Origin of the sequence: Rothia sp. HSID18067 (assembly GCF_003989445.1) — a bacterium.
GTDB lineage: Bacteria > Actinomycetota > Actinomycetes > Actinomycetales > Micrococcaceae > Rothia > Rothia aeria.
In genome coordinates this window covers 908,981-929,509 of the sequence record NZ_RBMF01000001.1, presented here as the reverse complement: position 1 = coordinate 929,509, position 20,529 = coordinate 908,981, and the positions used below count along the sequence as shown (strand labels likewise).

Below are 20,529 nucleotides of genomic sequence, written 5' to 3'. Positions count from 1 at the left end.
CTGCATAAGTAGACAGGTATTATCGACTTGTTCATTCTTCAAGGAGGAAAAATGATTGGTGCTACCCCGCCAAGCGTGAGTGAACTGACGAGGAGCTCGGAACGTCTTTCGTATATCTATGTGGAACATGCAACAATTCACCGTGCTGATAATGCTATTACTGTCACAGAAGAGCGAGGGGTAACACATATCCCTGCGGCGTCATTAAGCGCTTTATTGTTAGGGCCTGGCACCCGTGTGACCCATCAGGCAATGGTTCTACTTGGTGAGTGCGGTACCTCTGCTATCTGGGTTGGGGAACAAGGGGTACGTTACTATGCACATGGCCGATCTTTAGCGCGTTCATCTCGACTGCTGATAGCACAGGCAGAAAAAGTTTCAAATACTCGTTCCCGTTTAGAGGTTGCACGCACCATGTATGCGTGGCGTTTCCCTGGGGAAGATACCAGCCAGTTAACGATGCAGCAGCTTCGCGGGCGTGAAGGCGCTCGCGTGCGGCGTGTATATAGGTACTGGTCTGATAAGACCGGTGTTCCGTGGTCCCGGCGTGACTATAACCCGAACGACTTTGGGGATAGCGACCCCATTAATCAGGCGCTTTCAGCCGGTCATGCGTGTCTCTACGGAATAGTGCATGCGGCAATTGTGGCTCTTGGGTGTGCACCTGGTTTAGGGTTTGTACACACGGGACACGCCTGGTCTTTCGTATATGATATTGCGGATTTGTATAAGGCTGACATTACTATTCCTGTTGCTTTTCAGGTGGCTGCTGCGCATGAGGAAGGCCAAGACATTGGGTCTATTACTCGTCGTGCTGTTCGTGACCGTATTCGTGGTGAAAAGATTATGCAGCGGGTAGCGCGGGATATTCAGCGTTTACTGGTACCTGATGAAATTAGTGACGATACATTAGAGGCTGATGTTGTAGCTTTATGGAATGAACGCGGTGGGGATCAAAAAAGCGGACATAATTACAGTGATGATGAGGGGGAACTATGATTGTGGTTGTCCTTTCAGCTTGCCCTGTTGGCTTACGCGGGGATTTAACACGCTGGCTTCTTGAAATTAGTGCCGGGGTATTCGTAGGAAAGGTGAGCGCCCGCGTGCGTGAGCACCTGTGGAACCGTATTACTACAACGTGTAGTGATGGTAGCGCGCTTATGGTGTATTCGGCTGATAATGAGCAGCGTCTTGAGTTTAAAGTGCACCGTCATCCGTGGGAGCCTGTCGACTTTGAAGGGGTAAAACTTATGATGCGCCCGTCTGCACCGAAAGAGGACCTTGGGCCACGAAAAGGGTGGAGCAAAGCTAGCAGGTATAGGCGTGCTTCCCGACGGCGATAAGCCCAAAAATCGTGTAGGGTTAATACTGGCTTTGGGCTCCAAACTAATTCTAAAACTTGGTGTGTGGGGATAAAACCCCATGTCAGCAAGTGTGTTCCCCGCATACGTGGGGATGAGCCCTCCACCGTAACCACCCTATCGCCCGCCGGGGGCGTATACGACGGGGAGTGTTCCCCGCATACGTGGGGATGAGCCCCGAGCGGCTACAGGCCGCCGGGTATGACGAATGTGTTCCCCGCATACGTGGGGATGAGCCCATTTCCAGAGTGTACGAAGCGCGCGGCGCGGGGTGTTCCCCGCATACGTGGGGATGAGCCCGTTCGGGTCGCCGTTCGACTCAGACTGAATCTGTGTTCCCCGCATACGTGGGGATGAGCCCCAGCGGAAAGGCACGAGCTTACCCTCAAAGTTGTGTTCCCCGCATACGTGGGGATGAGCCCGCCATGAAACGCATGGGCGAAATAGCGAAAGGGTGTTCCCCGCATACGTGGGGATGAGCCCCGACGTGCCAGCTGTGCTGGACGAATTGGACTGTGTTCCCCGCATACGTGGGGATGAGCCCCGGGTCAGCCTCAGACAAAGCCCATGATCACCGTGTTCCCCGCATACGTGGGGATGAGCCCTCCCAGGGGCTCGACAACGGCAGCCCCGCACAGTGTTCCCCGCATACGTGGGGATGAGCCCCAGGCACCGGGAACATGCACCCAGCTGCTGTTGTGTTCCCCGCATACGTGGGGATGAGCCCGAACCCCATTCGACCTGAGTTGCAATTGCCTGGTGTTCCCCGCATACGTGGGGATGAGCCCACCAGCGAGCACTCAACCTTGAAGCCCTCGGGGTGTTCCCCGCATACGTGGGGATGAGCCCTTGCCAAAATCCATGATTCTTTGCCTTTCTTTGTGTTCCCCGCATACGTGGGGATGAGCCCCGTAAGCGGCAAACCTTGCTGAAGAACATTAGGTGTTCCCCGCATACGTGGGGATGAGCCCACTAGGGTGCGTTCTACCCCGTCGGGTAGGCTGTGTTCCCCGCATACGTGGGGATGAGCCCCGCCGCGGCACCGAAGTGAAGCAGGCCCGCGCAGTGTTCCCCGCATACGTGGGGATGAGCCCCGATTTGAAAATTCAGGATGGTAGCGATAACAGTGTTCCCCGCATACGTGGGGATGAGCCCGGCCCCTCCTTAGCAACAGCCACCCGCTGACAGTGTTCCCCGCATACGTGGGGATGAGCCCAACGTTGATATTTGGGGGCCTTTCGCTGAGGGGTGTTCCCCGCATACGTGGGGATGAGCCCAGCTTCTTGTGTTGAAAGACCTGCATTCGCAGGTGTTCCCCGCATACGTGGGGATGAGCCCATTGTCTAGCCGTAACCCGCACCGTGTGAAAGGTGTTCCCCGCATACGTGGGGATGAGCCCAGTCACCCACCCTCCACGAACGATAACAGCCCGTGTTCCCCGCATACGTGGGGATGAGCCCCACCAGGTCATAATAATGTCCTGAAGAGTAACGTGTTCCCCACACACGTGGGGATGGGGTCCGCAGAACAGTCGCAACCGCACGGAAATAATCGTTTTTCCCACAACATGTGGAGATAAACCGACGTTTACTAGGGTATGTACCCTGCGGTTTTTGCGTTCCCCACATATAGACAGTCCGAGCGACTGCTGGCTGGGTATGATGTAGCTCCTCGTATTTTTCTATTCCTTACCTCACTGGTTTTAATAAAATATTTTGCGGATTCCGCCCTCAGCATGTGCTGTGCACCTGCGGGGAGGGGGGTCTATACTCTACAGTTAATAGAGAAGGCTCCTGATCGTTCCCTGCACCCGTAGGGTCTGCTAGAAAACGGCTTGCCTGCCCGAAATTTTTTGGGTGGGTTGGCCGCTTTCTTTTATTTAATTTTCTTTTGCTATGTTTTCTAACCGTCAGCTTCGCGTCTACTGTTTTTTCATGGTCTGCGGTGATAAAAGTAATTTTTTGTGTATTTTCGGTATTCGGTTTGTAAAACCCTGGGAGTTCGCTAAAAATTATGGGTAGAGCATTATTGAGGATGCTTTTGGATGCGCGCCCTGTTTCTTCCGGTTAAGAGTGGTCTTCCCGGTGGTGCGCGGCGCGTTTTTTGTTTCGAAAGGAAACCAATGAACCTGACTCTCGCTTCCGGCAAGGTTACAAAGTCTTTCGTGGCTGGGGCCTTGGCCCTGAGTGTTTCTGGGGTTGCTGTTCCCGCATCGTTCGCTGCCCCTAGCGCACCAGAATCGCAGAGCGCACCTGCTGCCACGTCTCGCACCTTAGATGCGGCGGCAACTAAAGCTAAGATCACGCAGGGCCTACCGGGCCAGTTCCAGGTCTCGTATTCTAAGAAAAACCATAAGCTGTGGGTGGCGGGAACCGCTGACGGGGACATGCATGTCTCTACTCTCGCCCGCCTTGATGCTGACTCGTTGAAGGTTGAGGCTGTGGCCGAGCTACCCATCATTAAGGGTGAGAGAGGCTACAATTTTGAGGCCGCCTACGGGGTGGAAGTTGATGATGTTGAGGGAACCGTGTGGGTTACGAACACCCGCGATAACTCCATTTCGGTGTACGACCAGGCCACGATGAAGCTTGTGTGGACTAACCACGGGCTTGATAAGAACGACGCGAACTGGATTGAGCACCCGCGTGAGGTGCGCATTGACCACGCCTCAGGGAAGGCGTTCGTGTCGGGCCGGTTCTATGTGTCGGCTATTGACCTGAAAACTAAGCAGGTTCAGAAGCTGCAGCTTGCGGGTGCCCCTGACGGCGGGGTGCGGTATGTGGGCATGAACATGCACATCGATTCTCAAGATCACCTGCTGTATGTGCCGGAGCGCACCAGCGGCAAACTGTTCGTGGTAGACACGAACACCCTCAAAACTGTGCGCACCATTGATGTTCACGCAGATACTGAGGGCACTGAGGTTCGCCCTTCTGATGTTGCCATCGATAAGTCTTTGAACGAAATCTATGTTTCTTCCCAGGGCGTGAACGGTGTTAATTCGGGGGTGACCGTGTATGACTTCACCACCGGCGAGTACAAGAAAACGATTGCTTTCGGCACCCAGGCCCTGGCCATGGAGCATGATGAAGAGCGCGACCTGGTGTATGTGAGTGATTTCGGCACCGGCAAAGTTGGTGTGATTGACGGCGCCACCAGCAAAGTCATTGGTGAGGTCGCCATGAACGGTGCGAAAGCTAATGACTTGACCATGCTCAATAACGGCTCGATCGTGGCTGTAGACAAGCAGGATCTACCCGGCACAGCCCGCGTGCCGTACGTGCTGAACGGTGCCACCGGTGAGGTGAAAACCTCAGATAAGACCACCTCGAAAGCGAAGAAAGACAAGGACGGCAGCGAGATCCCCGCCGCCGAGTCAGAGATTCACCCGAACTCCATTATGAAGTTCAAAGCTGAGGTGAAAGCAGGGGATGAGGCGGCCGTGCAGATCACCCCGCAGCAGCGCGAATTTCAGGGGTACCCCACCGAGGCCACCCGCACCGTGAGCTACGCCAACCCGGTGATTGAGTTCCCCGACGGGAAGATCGACATCACCGCAGACTATAAGCTCCACATTAAAGGCAGCGGCTACGTGGGGGAGGGCGCCGCGAAGGGCGTGTACGTGTTCCTCGTCCCTGAGGGGACCTGGAAACCCGGGCAGAGCATTGACCGTGAGCAGGCCATGAACTTGTCAAAGAACGCCGTGTGGGTGCGCCCCGAGCAGCTGAAGGACGGCTCGTTTGAGATTGACCTGCCCATCCCCGCGAACACCCTAGAGTACGGCAAGAAGTACACGGTCGGCACCATTGCTGCGCATGACTTGTCGGTGACTAACCGCAGCCTGGACTACTCCGCAATGTTTGAGATCACCAAGGACGGGCAGACCAGCTCTAGCGTGTCCGGCCCGAAAACTGAGCAGAACCAGGGCGGCGGAAGCACCCCGGCGCAGCCCACCGAAACTGCGGCTGTGACCGCGCCTTCACCCACCCCCGCCCCCACCGAGTCGGCATCTGCGCAACCCTCAGCAACGGGAGGCACCACCGGTGAGGCGAAGCCCGAGGCCGCTCAGGAAAGCGTATCCGTGACCGTTGCTAACGGTAACCACCCCGGCGGTGACTCCGCACCCCAGGCGACCCGCGGCTCCACATCCCGCAGCCTGGCGAATACCGGCGCGAACGGCGTGATCATGTTGGCGGGTATGGGTGCTTTGGCTATCGTGACCGGTGCGGTGGTGCTGGTTGTACGCCGCCGCATTAAATCCTAGCCGCTCCCTGGTGCGCTAACCGGCAGGTTGCGTGAAAAACCGCAGGGGCACCCCGAAAAACAGGGGTGCCCCTTCCCGGTGGGTGATGCGTAAAACCGCCGCAGTACGGTGCCTGAACGGGGAGGAAACCCCGGCGGGAGCCACCCCAAACACCACCCTGTGGAAGTGTCGTAAAACACTGATAGCTGATTTGGTGGTGGGGTACCCGAACTGTATAGTTATATCTGTTGCCGAAACACCCACGGCACATAACGAGAAGAAATTCTCACGGCCCCATCGTATAGCGGCCTAGTACTCCGCCCTCTCACGGCGGCAACACCGGTTCAAATCCGGTTGGGGTCACGCTAAGACTAAAGAATCCCCGGCTCTCAAAAGCCGGGGATTTTCTATTGCCACAGTACTAGGGCTACTTCAGAAGATGCGCGTACTTACGGCGGGCCACCGCAACCTTCGGGCTGATCACCACAGAGCAGTACCCCTGGTACGGGTTCAGCGCGTAGTAGTCTTGGTGGTAGTCTTCCGCCTCCCAGAACGTCTCAAGAGGTTTTATTTCCGTCACTACCTGAGCATCGAAAAGAGCCTGCGCCCGCACCTTTGCCGCCTCGAAAACCTTCCGCTGCTGCTCGTCGGCATACAGCAGCACCGAACGGTACTGCGACCCGGTATCTGCCCCCTGACGATCCCAGCTTGTGGGGTCGTGGGAGGCGAAGAAAATATCCAGCACCGCGTCCTCACCGATCACGTTCTCATCAAAATCAACGCGCACCACCTCGTGATGCCCCGTCGCCCCCGAGCACACCGACCGGTAATCCGGGTTCGGCACGGTGCCGCCAGCGTAGCCACACACGCTCGCGCTCACGCCCTTAAACTGGCGGAACACCGCATCAATACACCAAAAACAGCCGCCGCCAACCACAAAACTACGCATCGTCCCGCTCCTTCACGAAAACCACTGTCTCACCTGACACCCCATTAAACGCCCCGCACCTTCCGAATATTCCCCGCCAGGTGCTCATGCCACAATAGAGACATGACTGAAACCACCACACCAAACCTAGCGCAGGTTGTTGCCGCCTTCCACGACCTCTACCCGCCGCAGCTGGCCGCCGGGTGGGACGCATCTGGGCTGGTCTGCGGGCGCGCCGCCGCCCCCGTGAGGCACGTGCACTTCGCCGTTGATGCCCTCGCCGCCACCGCTGACGAAGCCGTAGAACACGGCGCGGGGCTGCTCATCACCCACCACCCGCTGCTGCTGCGCGGTGCGCAGTTCATCCCCGACACAGACTATAAAGGGCACGTGCTGCACACCCTCATCGAAGGCCAATGCGGCCTGCTCGGGGCGCACACTAACGCCGATGCCGCCATTGCGGGCGTGAACGAGGCACTCTGCGACGCCCTGAACCTCACCGACCGCACCGCACTGGCCGAACCTCAAACCCAAGAACTTGGGGGAGAGGAACACCCCGTTGGAACCGGGCGCGTGGGCACACTGCCTGAACCGCTCACCCTGCGTGCCCTCGCTGAACGCTTAGCGGATGCGCTACCGGCAACCGCTGGCGGGCTGCGTATCGCCGGGCGCCCAGAGCAGCGCATTAGCCGTGTGGCACTGTGCGGCGGGGCGGGCGATTCCCTGTTCGAGGCGGTACGTTCCGTCGGGGCAGACGTGTACATTACCGCCGACTTGCGGCACCACCCCGCCAGCGAATTCCGTGAACAAGAGCTCGTGCGCGGCACCGAGTGCGCGCTGATTGACTGCTCCCACGCGGCCAGCGAATCGCTCTGGCTGCAGCGCGCCGGTGAGAGGCTGCAGGCGCTACTGGCCGAGCGCGGCCACAGCATTACCTTCACCGTCTCATCACTGAACACCGACCCGTGGGACTTCACCGTATCCACCGGCAGCGCGGCGGGCTCAGCATCCACCCGGTAATTCGCCGTAAAACCCAAACACCTCAACCCACACAAACCCACATTGCGGCGTTTTTGCGGGGTATAAGGTGTGCGGCGTCCAGAAACGGGAAGGCCCCGGGAAACCCACCACGGGTCCCGGGGCCTTCCACCTTTAGCTGACTACCTCTGCAGGCAGAGAACAGCCGGTGCTATCGCGTCCTCGTAGCATTCGCGTACTGGTACAGGAACTGAGCAGCCTCAGCACGGCTCACTTGAGCGCGCGGGTTGAACTCCTTAGACTGCGCATCAAGCACCACACCCTTCTGCTGCGCCCACACCATGTCGCGGTAGTAAATGTTGCTGCCCGCACGCACATCGGTGAACGGTGAATACTTCGGGAGGGTCACGTTCGGCTTACCGGCGGCGCGATACATGAACGAGACAAGGGTCTGCCGGTTCACGCTATCATCCGCGTGGAATGAGCCGTCCCCATACTCATTACCAATATTCTGCTGACGAGCCCACACAATCGCCTTATACCGCGGGTTGCTGGTGGAAATATCGCGGTAGGGTGACTGGGCTGGGAGCTGTATATCAGGGGAGCCAGCCATACGGTACAGCGCCTCCACCAGCTGTCCGCGTGTTACACGCTCTGACGGGGAGAAACGGCCATCACGGGCTTCCAGCACGTTCTGATCCACCGCCCACGTGGCACTCTGGTAGTAGCGTTGTGAGGACTCCATATCAACAAACCGGGACTTCGGCTTCCGGACCTCCTGCTGTGAGGTAACCGCAGGAATATCAATGGTGCGGCTAACCGCGCGGGACGGATCCTGCGACTTCACCGACACGGTAACTTCGTACTGTTTAGAGGCGCTTACCTGCGACCCGTTGATTCCCATTCCCACAATAGCGCCTGAACCATCAGGGAACATTGCGGTCTGCAAATCCTGCTCCACCCGCTTCACCACGGTGCCGGTACCCTTTTCACGAAGCACCAGCTCGAAGGAATCGTCCTCATCTAACCGGAAATTCGTGGCCCACACCGACACGTGGTTGTATGACTTGGTGGTGTTGATCGTCTCGCCGATGTACTTGACCCTTGGCTGGGCATCCTTCACCGGCAGGTTTGCCCGCGCAATCTCATTCACCTGGCCGTTATGCCGGTTGTACACAATGTAGGCGTAACGCTTCGAAGCATCAACCTTGAACCCCGAGTACTCCAGGGTGGACGTAAAACTGCTGGTGTTTTTACCGTCCTGCGCGGCAAAGGTAATGTCTTTGGAGGCGAGAGGCTCACCCTGAGGCTTCCCGTTCGCGTCCACCTCAACGATCTGTGCGTACGAGGTTGAACCTGCGGGAATATTTGAGAAGTTCAGCCCCCTAACTGTCAGGCTGGCCTGTTTATCCACAGGATTCAGCTGGTTATTGCGAATGGACAGGCGCTGCACCTCACCCGTGACGGTATTGAGCGGAACGCTCACACCCGTCATGGTGCCGTAGAAATACTCGGAGTACACATCCAGCTTAAAGGTGCCAATGCTGTACGGGCCTTTCGCCGGGTCTATATCATTGCCGGGGACTTTGAGCTGAATTTCGAAGGAACCGTCAGCGTTAATCTTGTCTTTCGGAATTACAGTAGTGTAAAGGTTCGGAACGCGCTGCATCTTCTGCCGCGACCCTTCAACAAACATGGACCGCGGGCCGAATGCAATGGCGAGCGAACCGTCCTGTTCACGGTGCTGCTCGGTGAACCCGGTGCCGCGCACCGTAATGGTTCCGCCATCAATCAGGTCAAGGTTTGGGGTATCGACGGTCAGCTTGGGGCCGCTGGCTGCAGGCTGCCCAGCGGCTTGTGCGGCGGCCGGAGTTTCGGCTGCTAATGCTGCCGGTGCTAGGGCGGCACCGAGCGGCAGAGCGAGAGCCCCGGCGAGAGTCAGAGCGCATGCGCGCTTGGGCAGGTTGTGCGGTGAGAATGAATTACCCATCAGATTACTCCACTCGTAAAGTAATTTATTGATACCTTCACGGTAGCAAAACGCCTAGTGGGAGTCGAGGAAAACCGCAAAATTACCCCGAAAAGCATTAACTGTAAAGTAAAGGTGTAGAAAAACTATTCATAGATTAATATTCATTAAATGGCTTATTCGCACTTTAGTGTCATTAAAAATAGATATGTATGTTTATATGCTTTAATTCTCTGTATATATATGTTTCATGTGTAAAGTATCTGGTGTGGTCTTAGTATCGTGCAGCACAGTCAAAGACCTATGACCCCCTACACATGCCCCATGGGCCACATTATTGGTATACAAACAGGGGAGTGGGGCACAGAGGAGAAAATGTTGAATCCGCAGACGCCCCAGAAAACACGGCGCACAATCACAATGCATTAATACAGTGCAGAAAAGAACCCCCGCGCCGCACAATCAGAGGAGATGATGACTGTGCGTCACGGGGGAGACTCAAGAGCTTGAACCGTTGATTACTTCTTACCGTAAATACGGTGGTAACGGTACAGGAAGGCCGCCATTGCGTCACGGGTAATGGCCTGGCCCGGGCGGTAAGTACGGTCGTCCCAGCCACGGCTAATACCGCGATCGGCCAGCCAGCTGATCTCGGTGTAGAACAGGTTATCCCCGTTCACATCAACAAATGACGTGTGCCGCGGAGCGTAGAACCGGTAGTCCCTCGCCTGACGGTAGAAGAACGCCGCCATGGCCTCACGGCTGACCGAATCATTCGGGCGGAACGTACCGTCCGGGTAACCGGTGGTAATACCCTGCTGGTACATCCACACGATTTCCTTGTAGAACGGGTACGAGGCGTCCACATCCTTAAACGGAGACCGGTATGGCATCATCACACGGGGGCTGCCCGCCATGCGGTAGAAGAACGCCGCCATTGCACCGCGCTCAATATTATTCTGCGGGCGATAGGTATTATCAGGCCAACCGGTGGTGATCCCCGTGGAAGCAAGCCACTCAATCTCAGTGTAGAACTGATCCGTGGGGTACACATCCTTAAACCGCTGAGCTGGTTTGGGCGGCTCAGGCGCCGGAGGCTGCGGTTTTGGCTTCTCCGGTGTGGGCTTAGGGCTCGGCTTGGGCTGTTCCGGGGTAGGTGTCGGGTCCGGTGTGGGCTTTTCCGGCGTAGGCGTTGGACTCGGCTTAGGCTGTTCCGGAGTGGGAGTTGGCTGCGGAGTCGGCTTTTCCGGTGTGGGCGTTGGACTTGGCTTGGGCTGCTCCGGGGTAGGTGTCGGGTCCGGTGTGGGCTTTTCAGGCGTAGGCGTTGGACTCGGCTTAGGCTGCTCCGGAGTGGGAATAGGCTGCGGAGTCGGCTTTTCCGGTGAGGGTGTCGGACTCGGCGAAGGCTCAGGGGCCTTGGGAGACGGTTCCGGGGTAGGAGCCGGTGTCGGGCTTGGGCTCGGCTTAGGCTGCTCCGGAGTAGGTGTTGGGCTGGGCTCAGGCGTCGGACTTGGTTTAGGCGACTCGGGCACCTTGAGCGTAATCTCGGCTGTAGTGTCCAATGAACGGTCGCTCTTATTGAGCTCCGGCGACGCGAAAGAAACAATCAGGTACTTCTTCGAAGCATCCAATGTACCTGCGGCAATGTTGAGGGTCGCACGGAACTGCCCATCATGCACATCCTCAGCTGCAATACGAGTCATCGCAGCAACAGAATGCGTATCCGGGGTGTTGCCTTCCTGCCATTTCTCAGCCTCCACCACGGCAACGTACACGCCGTTCTGGGCGGCAGTACCCACATAGCCGGAACCCGAAACGGTCATAGCATTATCCTGAGTGGGGTCAAGCTCACTCTTATCAATGCTCAGCTTCGGATCAGCCACCGGCTGCGCGGGCTTGACAGTCACCGGGGAAAGCGCCACCAGTTTCACACCCTCATTCTCAGCTTTTGCGGCCACCACATACTTTTTCGACGCATCCAACAGTGAGCCGGGCACGGTGACAGAGGCGGCAAAGCCTCCATCGTGCAGATCGTTCGCGTGCACCAGGGCCTCATTACCAACCGGATTACCGGTAGGCTGGCCCTGCTCATCAGCCTCGTACACGCCAACGCTCACACCCTTAGCCGCACCTTGGCCGCGGAACCCGGTGCCGTTCACCAGCACCTCATTCGACTCTGCGTCCACCTTAAGCTCGGCGGTGGAGAGAGTGATCTTCGGGTCTGCCTGCTTCTGCGGCTCGGTTACCTTCACGGGGGCTGATGCCTGTAAAAGCCCCGCTTTCAGGGCGGCACCATCATCCTGTGCCGCACCCGTCGCACCGGTTGCTACCACGTACTCTGCGGCGGGGTCGAGTGTGTTCCCGGGGACATTAAGAACAGCGGTAAACGCACCATCCTGAATATCTGCACCCTTCACGAAGGCGACTGCAGCCACAGCGGGGTCACGCTCATCAGCACTGTGAGCGGGGAATGCATCCTTACGCACCAGGTATACGTACACACCGTGCTGCGCCTGCTCACCGTAGAAGCCGGTACCCGAAACGGTCACCGAGGCGCCCTCATCCGATTTAATCTCATCGGTGCTTAAAGTGATCTGAGGGTTCGCCTGTTTTTCAGGTTCGGGGGCGGGCTGCTGTTCCGGCTGAGCGCTCACCAGGCGGTTCATCTGTACCACGGTGGTGAACTCTTGCGGATCCTCAGCAGTGCTCGGGAAAACAATATCCCCATTGGGCAGTGCCACAGCATTAAGTGAGCCGCGGTTTGTGTTTTTAGCGCTCACACCGGTCAGACTAATGCTTCGCTCAACGTTCATATCCTTATCGAGGATAACGATGCGGTTATTCACGGAATCCAGAACGCCAAGCTTATCGCCCACCGTAAATAGCTCACCAATGCTCTCCAGGCCCTTCGCTTGAATCGAGGTTTTGCCATTGAGCACAGTAAACTGCCCGTCGGCGTATGAGAGAACCTGGTATGAGGAATTATGCAGGTAGCTCCAACGGTATACGCGACCGTCGTCGGTGGTGGTTACGCGGCCGTATGAGACGCGCTCAGCAATAGCTGTGCCATCGTCAAAAACCTTCACCGCATCTTTGCTGAAATGGAGCAGATAACCGCGCTGTACCTCCCCCTGCTCATTTGAGATAGTCGTTCCCGAGTCATACACAAATGACCCGTCGGGCAGCGGGGCAAGCATGTTCGCCGTATGCGTGTATTGGGCGCCGTAATACTCCGAGGTATCGGCATCGGGCGCATTGGCCAAAGCCGGATCTAGGTTTTTCGGGTCGGGCAGCGGCATGCTGCTGAGCAGCCCTGAGGAATCAACCGTAATGTAGTTTTTAGAGGTAAGCACACCCCAGGAGTGGGTGAACTTGTTGTACCCCATCGCCAGGGTTTCCTCTGCGGGGTCAAAGTTGAAACCAGAAACCGGTTGGGCGGGGCTCAGCTGCCCGTCCTCAGTAACGGTGTACCGTTCCAGCTGGTTGGTGTCTGTGGCAGCGATTAGGATTTCACCCGTCTCGGAATTAGCAGCAAAATGCGCGCCGCCCCCAGCCTGCAGCTGCCCGGTTGATACCGTCTGCATGGTTTCGGGATTAATAATGGTGTAGGTTGAAGCCTCTTTGCCCAAAGCAGAGGCGGCAGCGAGGTGAATAATATATTTACCAACTCGCGCACTCTGTGCAGGTGAGCTATCAATGGTCTTAGTAATAACGTTCTTATTAAAAAGATTGTAATCTGCGGCGGTCTTAGTGTTTTGATCAGTGGGTGCTAACCGGGCAGCTGGCTGAACGGGGGTTGCAAGGACGGGTGTGAGAGGCATAGCGACAGAGCTTACAAGAGCGATTGCGCAGATACCCTTCTTCAACCCCTTGCGGGAGTAAAAGGTAGACATGTGTGTATCCAATGCTAACGGTACATTGTTGCTAGAACATATTTAAGGTACCAAAATGCGGGGATGTTAAAAGACAAAAACAGCTAATATTTATGAATATTATGCACATCACTTATAGTGCGCTTGAAATAAAATTCAACTATTACTCTAGTGAAGTTAGGGATATATTCCTGGATATTGCAGATTCAATTTAATATTTATGTTTTCTGCATGTAATAGTTACCCGCTGCGGGGTGGCGTGGGCGCAAAAGTCAGGTTGTTGACACACCCGCCGGTATTTACACACCAGCCACCCCGTGAGGCAGCCCCATCCTTGCGCCGCTGCGGGCAGTACTGGCACGGGGCCACCTCGGGTTATCACTCATTGGACGCTACAGCCTGTCGGCGGTATCACCCCTGATGCCTGTACCGGTAAATAAACGCGGCCATTGCATCACGGTGAATAGGCTCACCCGGGCGGTAAGTGCCATCACTCCACCCCTTCGTAACACCCTTCGTTGCCAGCCAGGCAATCTCCCGGTAGAACATCGTGCCGGGGCGCACATCGTTAAACGGTGAGTTCACCGGAGCCGTGTACACCGGAGCACCAGCATAACGGTAGAAGAACGCTGCCATCGCATCACGATTCACCGGATCATGCGGACGGAACGTACCATCCCAATAACCAGTAGTAATACCCCGCTGATGCATCCACACAATCTCCTGATAGAACGGGAACGACGGATCCACATCCTTAAACGGAGACTCCTTCGGTAAAGTTACCTCGGGTGAGCCAGCCATACGGTAGAAATACGCAGCCATCGCAGCACGCTCAACATTCTGACCAGGACGGAACGTACCATCCGGGTAACCGGTAGTGATGTTCTGAGAACCCAACCACTGCACTTCGGAGTAGAACTGGTCGGTCGCAGATACATCACTAAAACGCTGCGGTTGAGGCTGAGGCTCCTGCGGTTTCTGAGGATCCTCAGATCGGGGCTGATTGGGGGTGCTCTTCACCAGGCGGTTAAGCCACAGGTTTGTGGATAACCCGTCATTTTTCTCAAGCATCGTGGGGTAAATAATATCCCCGTTCGGCAGCTCCAGGGCATTGGCGGAACCGGTCTTATCGGTCTTCTTCAGGCCCGTGAGCGGAAGTTCTTTTTCAACGGACAGATCTTTAGACAGCCACACGAGGCGGCCATTTGCCGCATCAACGGCCACAATTTTATCGCCTGCCGACAGGAGTGAGGCAAGCTCACCTATACCCTGCGGGGCCTTCGCGGTAGCACGCACTGTTCTGAACGACGAACCATCATATGCGAGCACCTGAACGGCACTCACCGCAGGAGCATAGTTATTCCACCGGTACACGTACCCGTCAGGGGTAGTCATTAGCCCGTTCATATACGCCTTAGCGGTGGCATCGTCCGTTGAACCTGCCGCCACCGAGAAGCCCTTGGTGCTCAGGTGCACCAGCTGTCCGCCCTGAACCTGCTTGTCCGCCGCATCGCGTATCACCTTATTGGGGGCGTACACGAACGAACCATCCGGTAAAGCAGCTAGGGTGCGGGTGTCACCGGTGAAAGTATCCCCGTAGTACTCGCTCACATCGTTCACTGCGGATATGGCGGTATCGTAGTCCTTGGGCGAGTCTGCCTTCTGGACAGTGACCGCACCGTTGGAATCAACACTTATAAAACGAGCCTGGGCGGAGCCGGTGACAGCAAGAACACCCCACGTTTTGGATGCCCCGTTATAGCCCAGCGCCATCACATTCTCACCCTTGGCGAGACTCAGACCCGCAACGGCACCGCGAGATACAAGCTCACCCTGCTCATTCACGGCATACCGTTCTACCGTCCCTGCGCTCTCATGAGCGAAGATAATCTCACCGCTATCCGGGTTTGCGGCGAATCGGGCACTTTTACCCATCGGCAGGGTACCTGAGCTGACCTCACGCAGAGTATCGGCCTCCAGTACCGAGTAGCGGGCCTGCTCATCAGAACCGAAGCGGGCACCCGAAGCGTGGAACAGATACGAACCTACCCGCACAGTGTTCTGCGGGTCGGCAATATCGGCCCCAGAATCCCAGCTTTGCCCCAGGCGGTAGCCGCTTCCTGTAAACCCCTGGGCGCTTTTACCTGCATAGGAGAAAGTGAGTGCGTCAAGGCCCTCACCGTCACTATAGAAATTCGAGAAAGCATGGTTTCCCTCGGGGGTGAGGTTAGCTGCCACATTTGTCCAGGTGACCACGCCGTTATTTTCCTGCTGCTGCGCCGTCAACAGTGAGAGAGCGGCCACCGGGATCTCATGCGGGCCTTCCCACTGCCCGGAGGCGTAGTTTTTGGTGCGCACCGTCATATACAGGGTGCCGCTGCCTTTAACCGCATCAAACTCAATGCGCGGGTTCGATAGGGTAAGGTTCAGGGCGCACCCAGTTTCGGGGTTATTGCGGTCGGTACAGTGCGAAATGTAGTGGACTTTACCGGAGCCCTGCAGCGATACCTGATTACCATCATTGGAAACGACGGCATGATGTGCTGGGAACGAGAAAAGGTCTTTGGTGTTGTACGATGCGCCTTCACCCACCGCATAAGGTTCACCAATATAACTGCGGAATGATGCTTTGATCCCCCAGTTAATGGTGCCAGAAACGGCGGCTGGGGTGTCATTTTGCGCGGGTGCCTGCCCGGCGGCGGGTAATGCGGCGGCCTGCGTATTGGGGGAGGGTGCAGAGAATGCAGGGGCTGAAGTAAACATGAGTGAGCCAACTAGCGCCACCGCGCATACGCTCTTCTTTACACCTTTGCTAGAAGAAAAAGTAGACATGGGGTCCGTCCGATGTTAGTAGTGTGTTAGGACGTGCTTAGCTTACCAAAAAGCAACCCTATTCATGAAGGGAAGTATGTAATAGTTATGAGTATTACGGTGGGCTCTACAGGTATAGTGAGTGAATTTTTTAGAGGAGTATTTTGGGGTAAAGTGCCTTATCGAACCGCATTTTATTGTTTTTATACTGCTATACAAGGGGAGCAGGTAATAAGAGGTGTGAGCGGGGCTTGTTGGGTGGGACTGCGCCAAAAAAGTATTTAACGACACACTGTCTGCATATACTGCCTTGAGTGGGAGTAATTATGAATAAACACGTGAGGCCATGAGCGCACACGCCAAAAGCGAAGCACTGTCGAGAAACAGCGCAGCGTCACTGCCGTATCAGTACGGTGAGCGTGCCAGCCTTCCGCTCGGTTCCGGCCACCCACTCAACATCCCAGTCTGCCTCCAAAGCCTCCACCAGCGCAGCGGCCCCGTCGGCATCGGCCGTAAAATCACGCTCGGCCAGACCACTGCGCACCAGGTACCGGGCCAGCTCACCCCGGTAATGCTTCGCCATATGCGACACCACCTTACGGGTGCCATCGGCGCTCACCCTCTCAACGCGCACCGCTAAAGTCTGCGTGCCAGGGGTCACCCACGACTTCGCGTAAGCTGCCGAACGGCAGTCCAGCACCAGCTCACCTGCCACCACAGGCGCCAAAGCCGAGCTAAGCGCGCCACGCCAAAAATTGGCCAGCTGCCCCAACTCACCCAGCTTCACACCCATGGAAAGGCGGTACGCAGGAATCGCATCCTCAGGGCGCACCACACCCCATAGCGCAGACGAAATCAGAATAGTACGCTGCGCTAACTGCCGCTCGGCGGGGGAGAAACTGCCGTAGTCCAGCGCCTCAAACAGCACACCCGTGTATGTTTGAATTGCCGCGTGCGCAGGTTCATGAAGCAGACGCGTATTGCGCCGCACCTCAGCCTCTAGAGAAGCCCCCACCTTCAGCTGCTCCAACGCCGTTTCCTGCGCCGAAACAGCAGCCAGCTGCTCCAGTACGGTCTCCCGCTCGCCCGTGAGTTCGGGAAACGACAGATCCGCAAACTGCACGGGAGCGTTCGTCGCCTCAGCGGCGGTTTTACCTTCAGACGGCGGCAAAAGAATCAGCATAATACCCAGTGTAAACCGTGCCGCCGCCGGTTTCGGTAGAATACTCTATGAGGCAGGATGCCCAGGCAATCGCGCGGCACGCACCGTTAGCCGGTGTGCGCTTCGAGGAAAGTCCGGGCTCCACAGCACAGGATGGTGGATAACGTCCACTCGGGGTAACCCGCAGGCCAGTGCCACAGAAAACAGACCGCCGTCCCAGCTTGGGGCGGTAAGGGTGAAACGGTGGTGTAAGAGACCACCAGTGGGTGCGGTGACGTGCCCAGCTTGGTAAACCCCATCCGGAGCAAGGTCAAACAGAACACGCCATGATAGGGTAGTGCGCCCGAACCACTGCGCCAGCTGCGCGCGGGGGTGCGTGTTCGGGTAGACTGCTTGAGGCTCACGGCAACGCGAGTCCTAGATAGATGATTGCCCCGGGCACCCGGTAGAACCAGGCGCCTATGACAGAACCCGGCTCATAGGGCATCCTGCCTCACCTCTAAACCCCGTTGGCAGCACCACGCCCTAGTGACCGAAAGGATCGGGGTCTACACCCGGCATCCAGCTATTGCCCTCCACGGTCCACCCCTCCTTTTTCACCACTTTTTTCATGCGGGAGGTCCACTTCTTATTCAGACGGTTCACGTACAGTTTGCCGTCCAAGTGGTCGGTCTCATGCTGCATGCACCGGGCAAACCAGCCGGTCGCCTCAAAACGCAGGGGATTACCCTCGCCGTCGAACCCGGTGACCGTCACCCACTCGGCGCGTTTGAGCGGGAACCCGTACCCGGGGAATGAGAGGCACCCTTCTTCTTCAGTATCCGGGTCAGGATCTGCCCCAGAGATTTTCCCGAGAGTTAACACCGGGTTCACGACCACCCCGCGCGGCGGCACCCCATCCTCATTCTCCATCTGGTAGGTGAATAAACGCAGACCCACACCAATCTGCGGTGCGGCGAGCCCTACCCCGTGGGAGGCGTCCATTGTCTCGTACATGTCGGCGATGAGCTCTTTGAGCTGCTCATCGAACGCGGTGACAGGAGCAGCCGGGCGGTGAAGTACAGGGTTGCCGTGAATAACGATGGGGCGAACAGTCATACGGTGACACCTTTCGTAGTGTGGTGGTTGGGCGGGTTAATCCAGCAGATCGAAACCAATAGTATCGCGCAGCACCTCGTTCGTACCCCCAAAAATTGGGAGCAGACGTGCGGCAAGAAAAGCCTGCGCCACGGGATGCTCAGTAATATAGGCGTAGCCGCCAAAAAGCTGCAGGCACGTATCGGTGATACGGCAGGCGTTCTCTGAGGCGAAAACCTTCACCTTTGCGGCTTCGGCAGCGCTTAAAGCGCCCGCATTAAACGCGTCAATGGCACGGCTCACGTACAGCTCGGTGGTCTCGGCGGCCATGAGCGCATCCACCAGTTTGAACCGGGTGTTCTGAAAATCAGCCACACGGGAGCCAAAAACCTGCCGTTCCTTCACATAAGAAACGGTTGCCTCAACAGTGGTTCGGGCAATCACGGCGGATGCGGCGGCAATTGCCAGGCGAGCCTGCGGCAGCTGCTCTTTCACATACCGCAGCCCTTCCCCGAGCTCACCCACAAGGTTCTGGGCGGGGACCCGAACATTATCAAAAAATAATTCGGCAGTATCGGAGGCACGCAGCCCCAGCTTATCGAGCTGGTTGCCTGCCGTGTACCCCGAAGATTTCTCCACCATAAACAGCGAGAACGAGCCCGACCCGCCGCGGGTGCTGCCGGTCTCGGTACGGGCCAGCACAAGCGCCGCATCTGCCGAGATACCCGAACCAATAAATGTCTTCTGCCCATTAAGAATGAACTCGTCGCCCTCACGCACGGCGGTGGTGCGGCAGGCGCGCAGATCCGACCCGGCCCCCGGCTCCGTAAAAGCACACGAAGTGACCAGCTCACCGGTGACCATCGCCGGAAGCCACTGCTGCTTCTGCTCCTTGGTACCGTATGCCAGAAGGTAAGGCAGTACCAAGTCCTGCTGCAGGTGCACGGCAAGAGCGAACCCGTGGCACCCTTTGGCCGCAAGTTCTTGGGTAAGCACCAGCTGGTAGCGGTAATCAGGCATACCCGCCCCGCCGTACTCTTCGGGCACTGCAAGGCCCAGCAGCCCGGCCTCCCCGGCGGCAGTCCAGACAGTACGCGGCATCATGTGCTCACGCTCCCACTGCGGGTAGTGGGCGGCCACTTCGTGAGTAATAAACTCGCGTGCCGCCTCACGGAAAAGCTCGTGGTCTTCGGTGAATTCGATCGTGGGTCGCATGGGGTCCTCGGGTGCTAGATGTAGGCTCGGGAGGGGATAGGATATAGCGAAGGGCCGTTACGGCTACTGCCATAACGACCCTTTCATTCGGGGTGATCGACGGGGGTTGAACCCGCGACCTCCTGGACCACAACCAGGCGCTCTGCCAACTGAGCTACGACCACCATGCTTGCTCGCAAGGGATACCTCGCGTTTGCAGCGAGTTCCACTTTACAGGAGTTTGAAACTCTTGTCCAAATTTATTCTCAGTGATACGCAGCACAGGTTTTGAGGCTAATTTGATGCGTTCAGCTCAGCCCTTTCCCTCTCAATATCACTCGCAACACGGGCCGCTGCTGTCGCATCCGGGCCATCCTGCACAAAAATTGTGCGGCGATAGTATTTCAACTCGTCAATAGAATCTACAATATCGCCCAACGCCCGGTGGTTACCGGTCTTCGCCGGAGCGCTGTAACGGGCAGCCGGGAACCATCGTGCGGCCAACTCTTTAATAGTGGAAACATCAATTACGCGGTAGTGCAGGTGCGCCATAAGCTCGGGCATATAACGCTCTAAAAAGCGCTTATCCATACCTACTGAGTTGCCGCCCAGCTGAGCCTTACCCGCCACCGGCACATACTTTTTCACGTATTTCAGTACCGCCTCCTGCGCGTGATCCATGCTCACCCCGTGCTCAATATCAGCTAACAGGCCCGAAGACTCGTGCATGGTGCGCACATAACTATTCATGTTTTCCAGAGCGCCCGCTGGTGCCTCAGGGCCGGGTTTAATAACCAGCTCAACCCCTTGCCCCAGAACATTCAGATCAGAATCTGTGACCAACACCCCCACCTCAATGAGCGCGTCATTGGCCACATCAAGGCCGGTCATTTCGCAGTCAATCCACACAATACGTTCACTTGAAATACTCACC

At 56.9% G+C, this 20,529-nt stretch carries 12 protein-coding genes, 2 tRNA genes, 1 other RNA gene and 1 CRISPR repeat array; of the genes, 6 read left to right on the top strand and 9 right to left on the bottom strand.

Annotated elements, in window-relative coordinates; translation table 11 throughout:
• Nucleotides 1–51: 51 nt before the first annotated feature.
• From cas1e to D8M23_RS04105, 4 genes are all read left to right on the top strand, one after another.
• A complete protein-coding gene (gene cas1e / locus D8M23_RS04120) occupies nucleotides 52–999 on the top strand; it encodes a type I-E CRISPR-associated endonuclease Cas1e (RefSeq protein WP_126853789.1) in 948 nt (315 codons plus the stop codon).
• Nucleotides 996–1,343: a type I-E CRISPR-associated endoribonuclease Cas2e gene (cas2e, locus tag D8M23_RS04115; RefSeq protein WP_052186548.1), complete on the top strand. Its 348-nt coding sequence runs from the start codon at nucleotides 996–998 to the stop codon at nucleotides 1,341–1,343. The genes cas1e and cas2e overlap by 4 nt, the downstream gene beginning before the upstream one ends.
• A 91-nt stretch (nucleotides 1,344–1,434) precedes the next feature.
• A CRISPR array of direct repeats spans nucleotides 1,435–2,882; the repeat unit is 29 nt; unit sequence GTGTTCCCCGCATACGTGGGGATGAGCCC.
• A gap of 601 nt (nucleotides 2,883–3,483) precedes the next feature.
• The gene (locus D8M23_RS04110) at nucleotides 3,484–5,625 is read left to right on the top strand and encodes an LPXTG cell wall anchor domain-containing protein (protein WP_126853788.1); all 2,142 of its coding nucleotides are present in this window, start codon (nucleotides 3,484–3,486) and stop codon (nucleotides 5,623–5,625) included.
• Nucleotides 5,626–5,894: 269 nt separating this feature from the next.
• Nucleotides 5,895–5,967 (top strand) — tRNA-Glu (locus tag D8M23_RS04105).
• 64 nt (nucleotides 5,968–6,031) lie between these two features.
• Here the strand turns inward: D8M23_RS04105 and msrA are convergent.
• Nucleotides 6,032–6,553, bottom strand: coding sequence for a peptide-methionine (S)-S-oxide reductase MsrA (gene msrA / locus D8M23_RS04100; RefSeq protein WP_094758064.1), 522 nt, complete (start codon nucleotides 6,551–6,553; stop codon nucleotides 6,032–6,034).
• Between the two features lie 102 nt (nucleotides 6,554–6,655).
• Here msrA and D8M23_RS04095 point away from each other — a divergent pair, with 102 nt between their 5' ends.
• Complete coding sequence (locus tag D8M23_RS04095; protein WP_126853787.1) at nucleotides 6,656–7,552, top strand: Nif3-like dinuclear metal center hexameric protein; 897 nt, start codon at nucleotides 6,656–6,658, stop codon at nucleotides 7,550–7,552.
• A 169-nt stretch (nucleotides 7,553–7,721) separates the two neighbouring features.
• Here the strand turns inward: D8M23_RS04095 and D8M23_RS04090 are convergent, their stop codons facing one another.
• From D8M23_RS04090 to D8M23_RS04075, 4 genes are all read right to left on the bottom strand, one after another.
• Nucleotides 7,722–9,500 carry an S-layer homology domain-containing protein gene (locus tag D8M23_RS04090; RefSeq protein ID WP_126853786.1) on the bottom strand — a complete coding sequence of 593 codons (1,779 nt, stop codon included), beginning with the start codon at nucleotides 9,498–9,500 and terminating at the stop codon, nucleotides 7,722–7,724.
• 497 nt (nucleotides 9,501–9,997) lie between these two features.
• A complete protein-coding gene (locus tag D8M23_RS12100; RefSeq protein ID WP_238693753.1) occupies nucleotides 9,998–13,372 on the bottom strand; it encodes an S-layer homology domain-containing protein in 3,375 nt (1,124 codons plus the stop codon).
• Between the two features lie 390 nt (nucleotides 13,373–13,762).
• Complete coding sequence (locus D8M23_RS04080) at nucleotides 13,763–16,114, bottom strand: HtaA domain-containing protein (protein ID WP_238693752.1); 2,352 nt, start codon at nucleotides 16,112–16,114, stop codon at nucleotides 13,763–13,765.
• Nucleotides 16,115–16,556: 442 nt separating this feature from the next.
• Complete coding sequence (locus D8M23_RS04075; RefSeq protein WP_126853784.1) at nucleotides 16,557–17,345, bottom strand: YaaA family protein; 789 nt, start codon at nucleotides 17,343–17,345, stop codon at nucleotides 16,557–16,559.
• Nucleotides 17,346–17,398: 53 nt separating this feature from the next.
• On the opposite strand from D8M23_RS04075, the gene rnpB reads away from it, so the two are divergent.
• Nucleotides 17,399–17,819, top strand: an RNA gene (gene rnpB / locus D8M23_RS04070) — RNase P RNA component class A.
• A gap of 30 nt (nucleotides 17,820–17,849) precedes the next feature.
• On the opposite strand, the gene def is transcribed toward rnpB, so the two are convergent.
• The 4 genes from def to orn form a co-directional block, all read right to left on the bottom strand.
• The gene (gene def / locus D8M23_RS04065) at nucleotides 17,850–18,422 is read right to left on the bottom strand and encodes a peptide deformylase (protein WP_006887902.1); all 573 of its coding nucleotides are present in this window, start codon (nucleotides 18,420–18,422) and stop codon (nucleotides 17,850–17,852) included.
• 36 nt (nucleotides 18,423–18,458) lie between these two features.
• On the bottom strand, nucleotides 18,459–19,616 hold the full coding sequence (locus D8M23_RS04060; RefSeq protein ID WP_126853783.1) for an acyl-CoA dehydrogenase family protein: 1,158 nt from the start codon (nucleotides 19,614–19,616) through the stop codon (nucleotides 18,459–18,461).
• A 91-nt stretch (nucleotides 19,617–19,707) separates the two neighbouring features.
• Nucleotides 19,708–19,780, bottom strand: a tRNA-His gene (locus D8M23_RS04055).
• A 109-nt stretch (nucleotides 19,781–19,889) separates the two neighbouring features.
• Nucleotides 19,890–20,528: an oligoribonuclease gene (orn, locus tag D8M23_RS04050; RefSeq protein WP_126853782.1), complete on the bottom strand. Its 639-nt coding sequence runs from the start codon at nucleotides 20,526–20,528 to the stop codon at nucleotides 19,890–19,892.
• Between the last annotated feature and the right edge of the window lies 1 nt (nucleotide 20,529).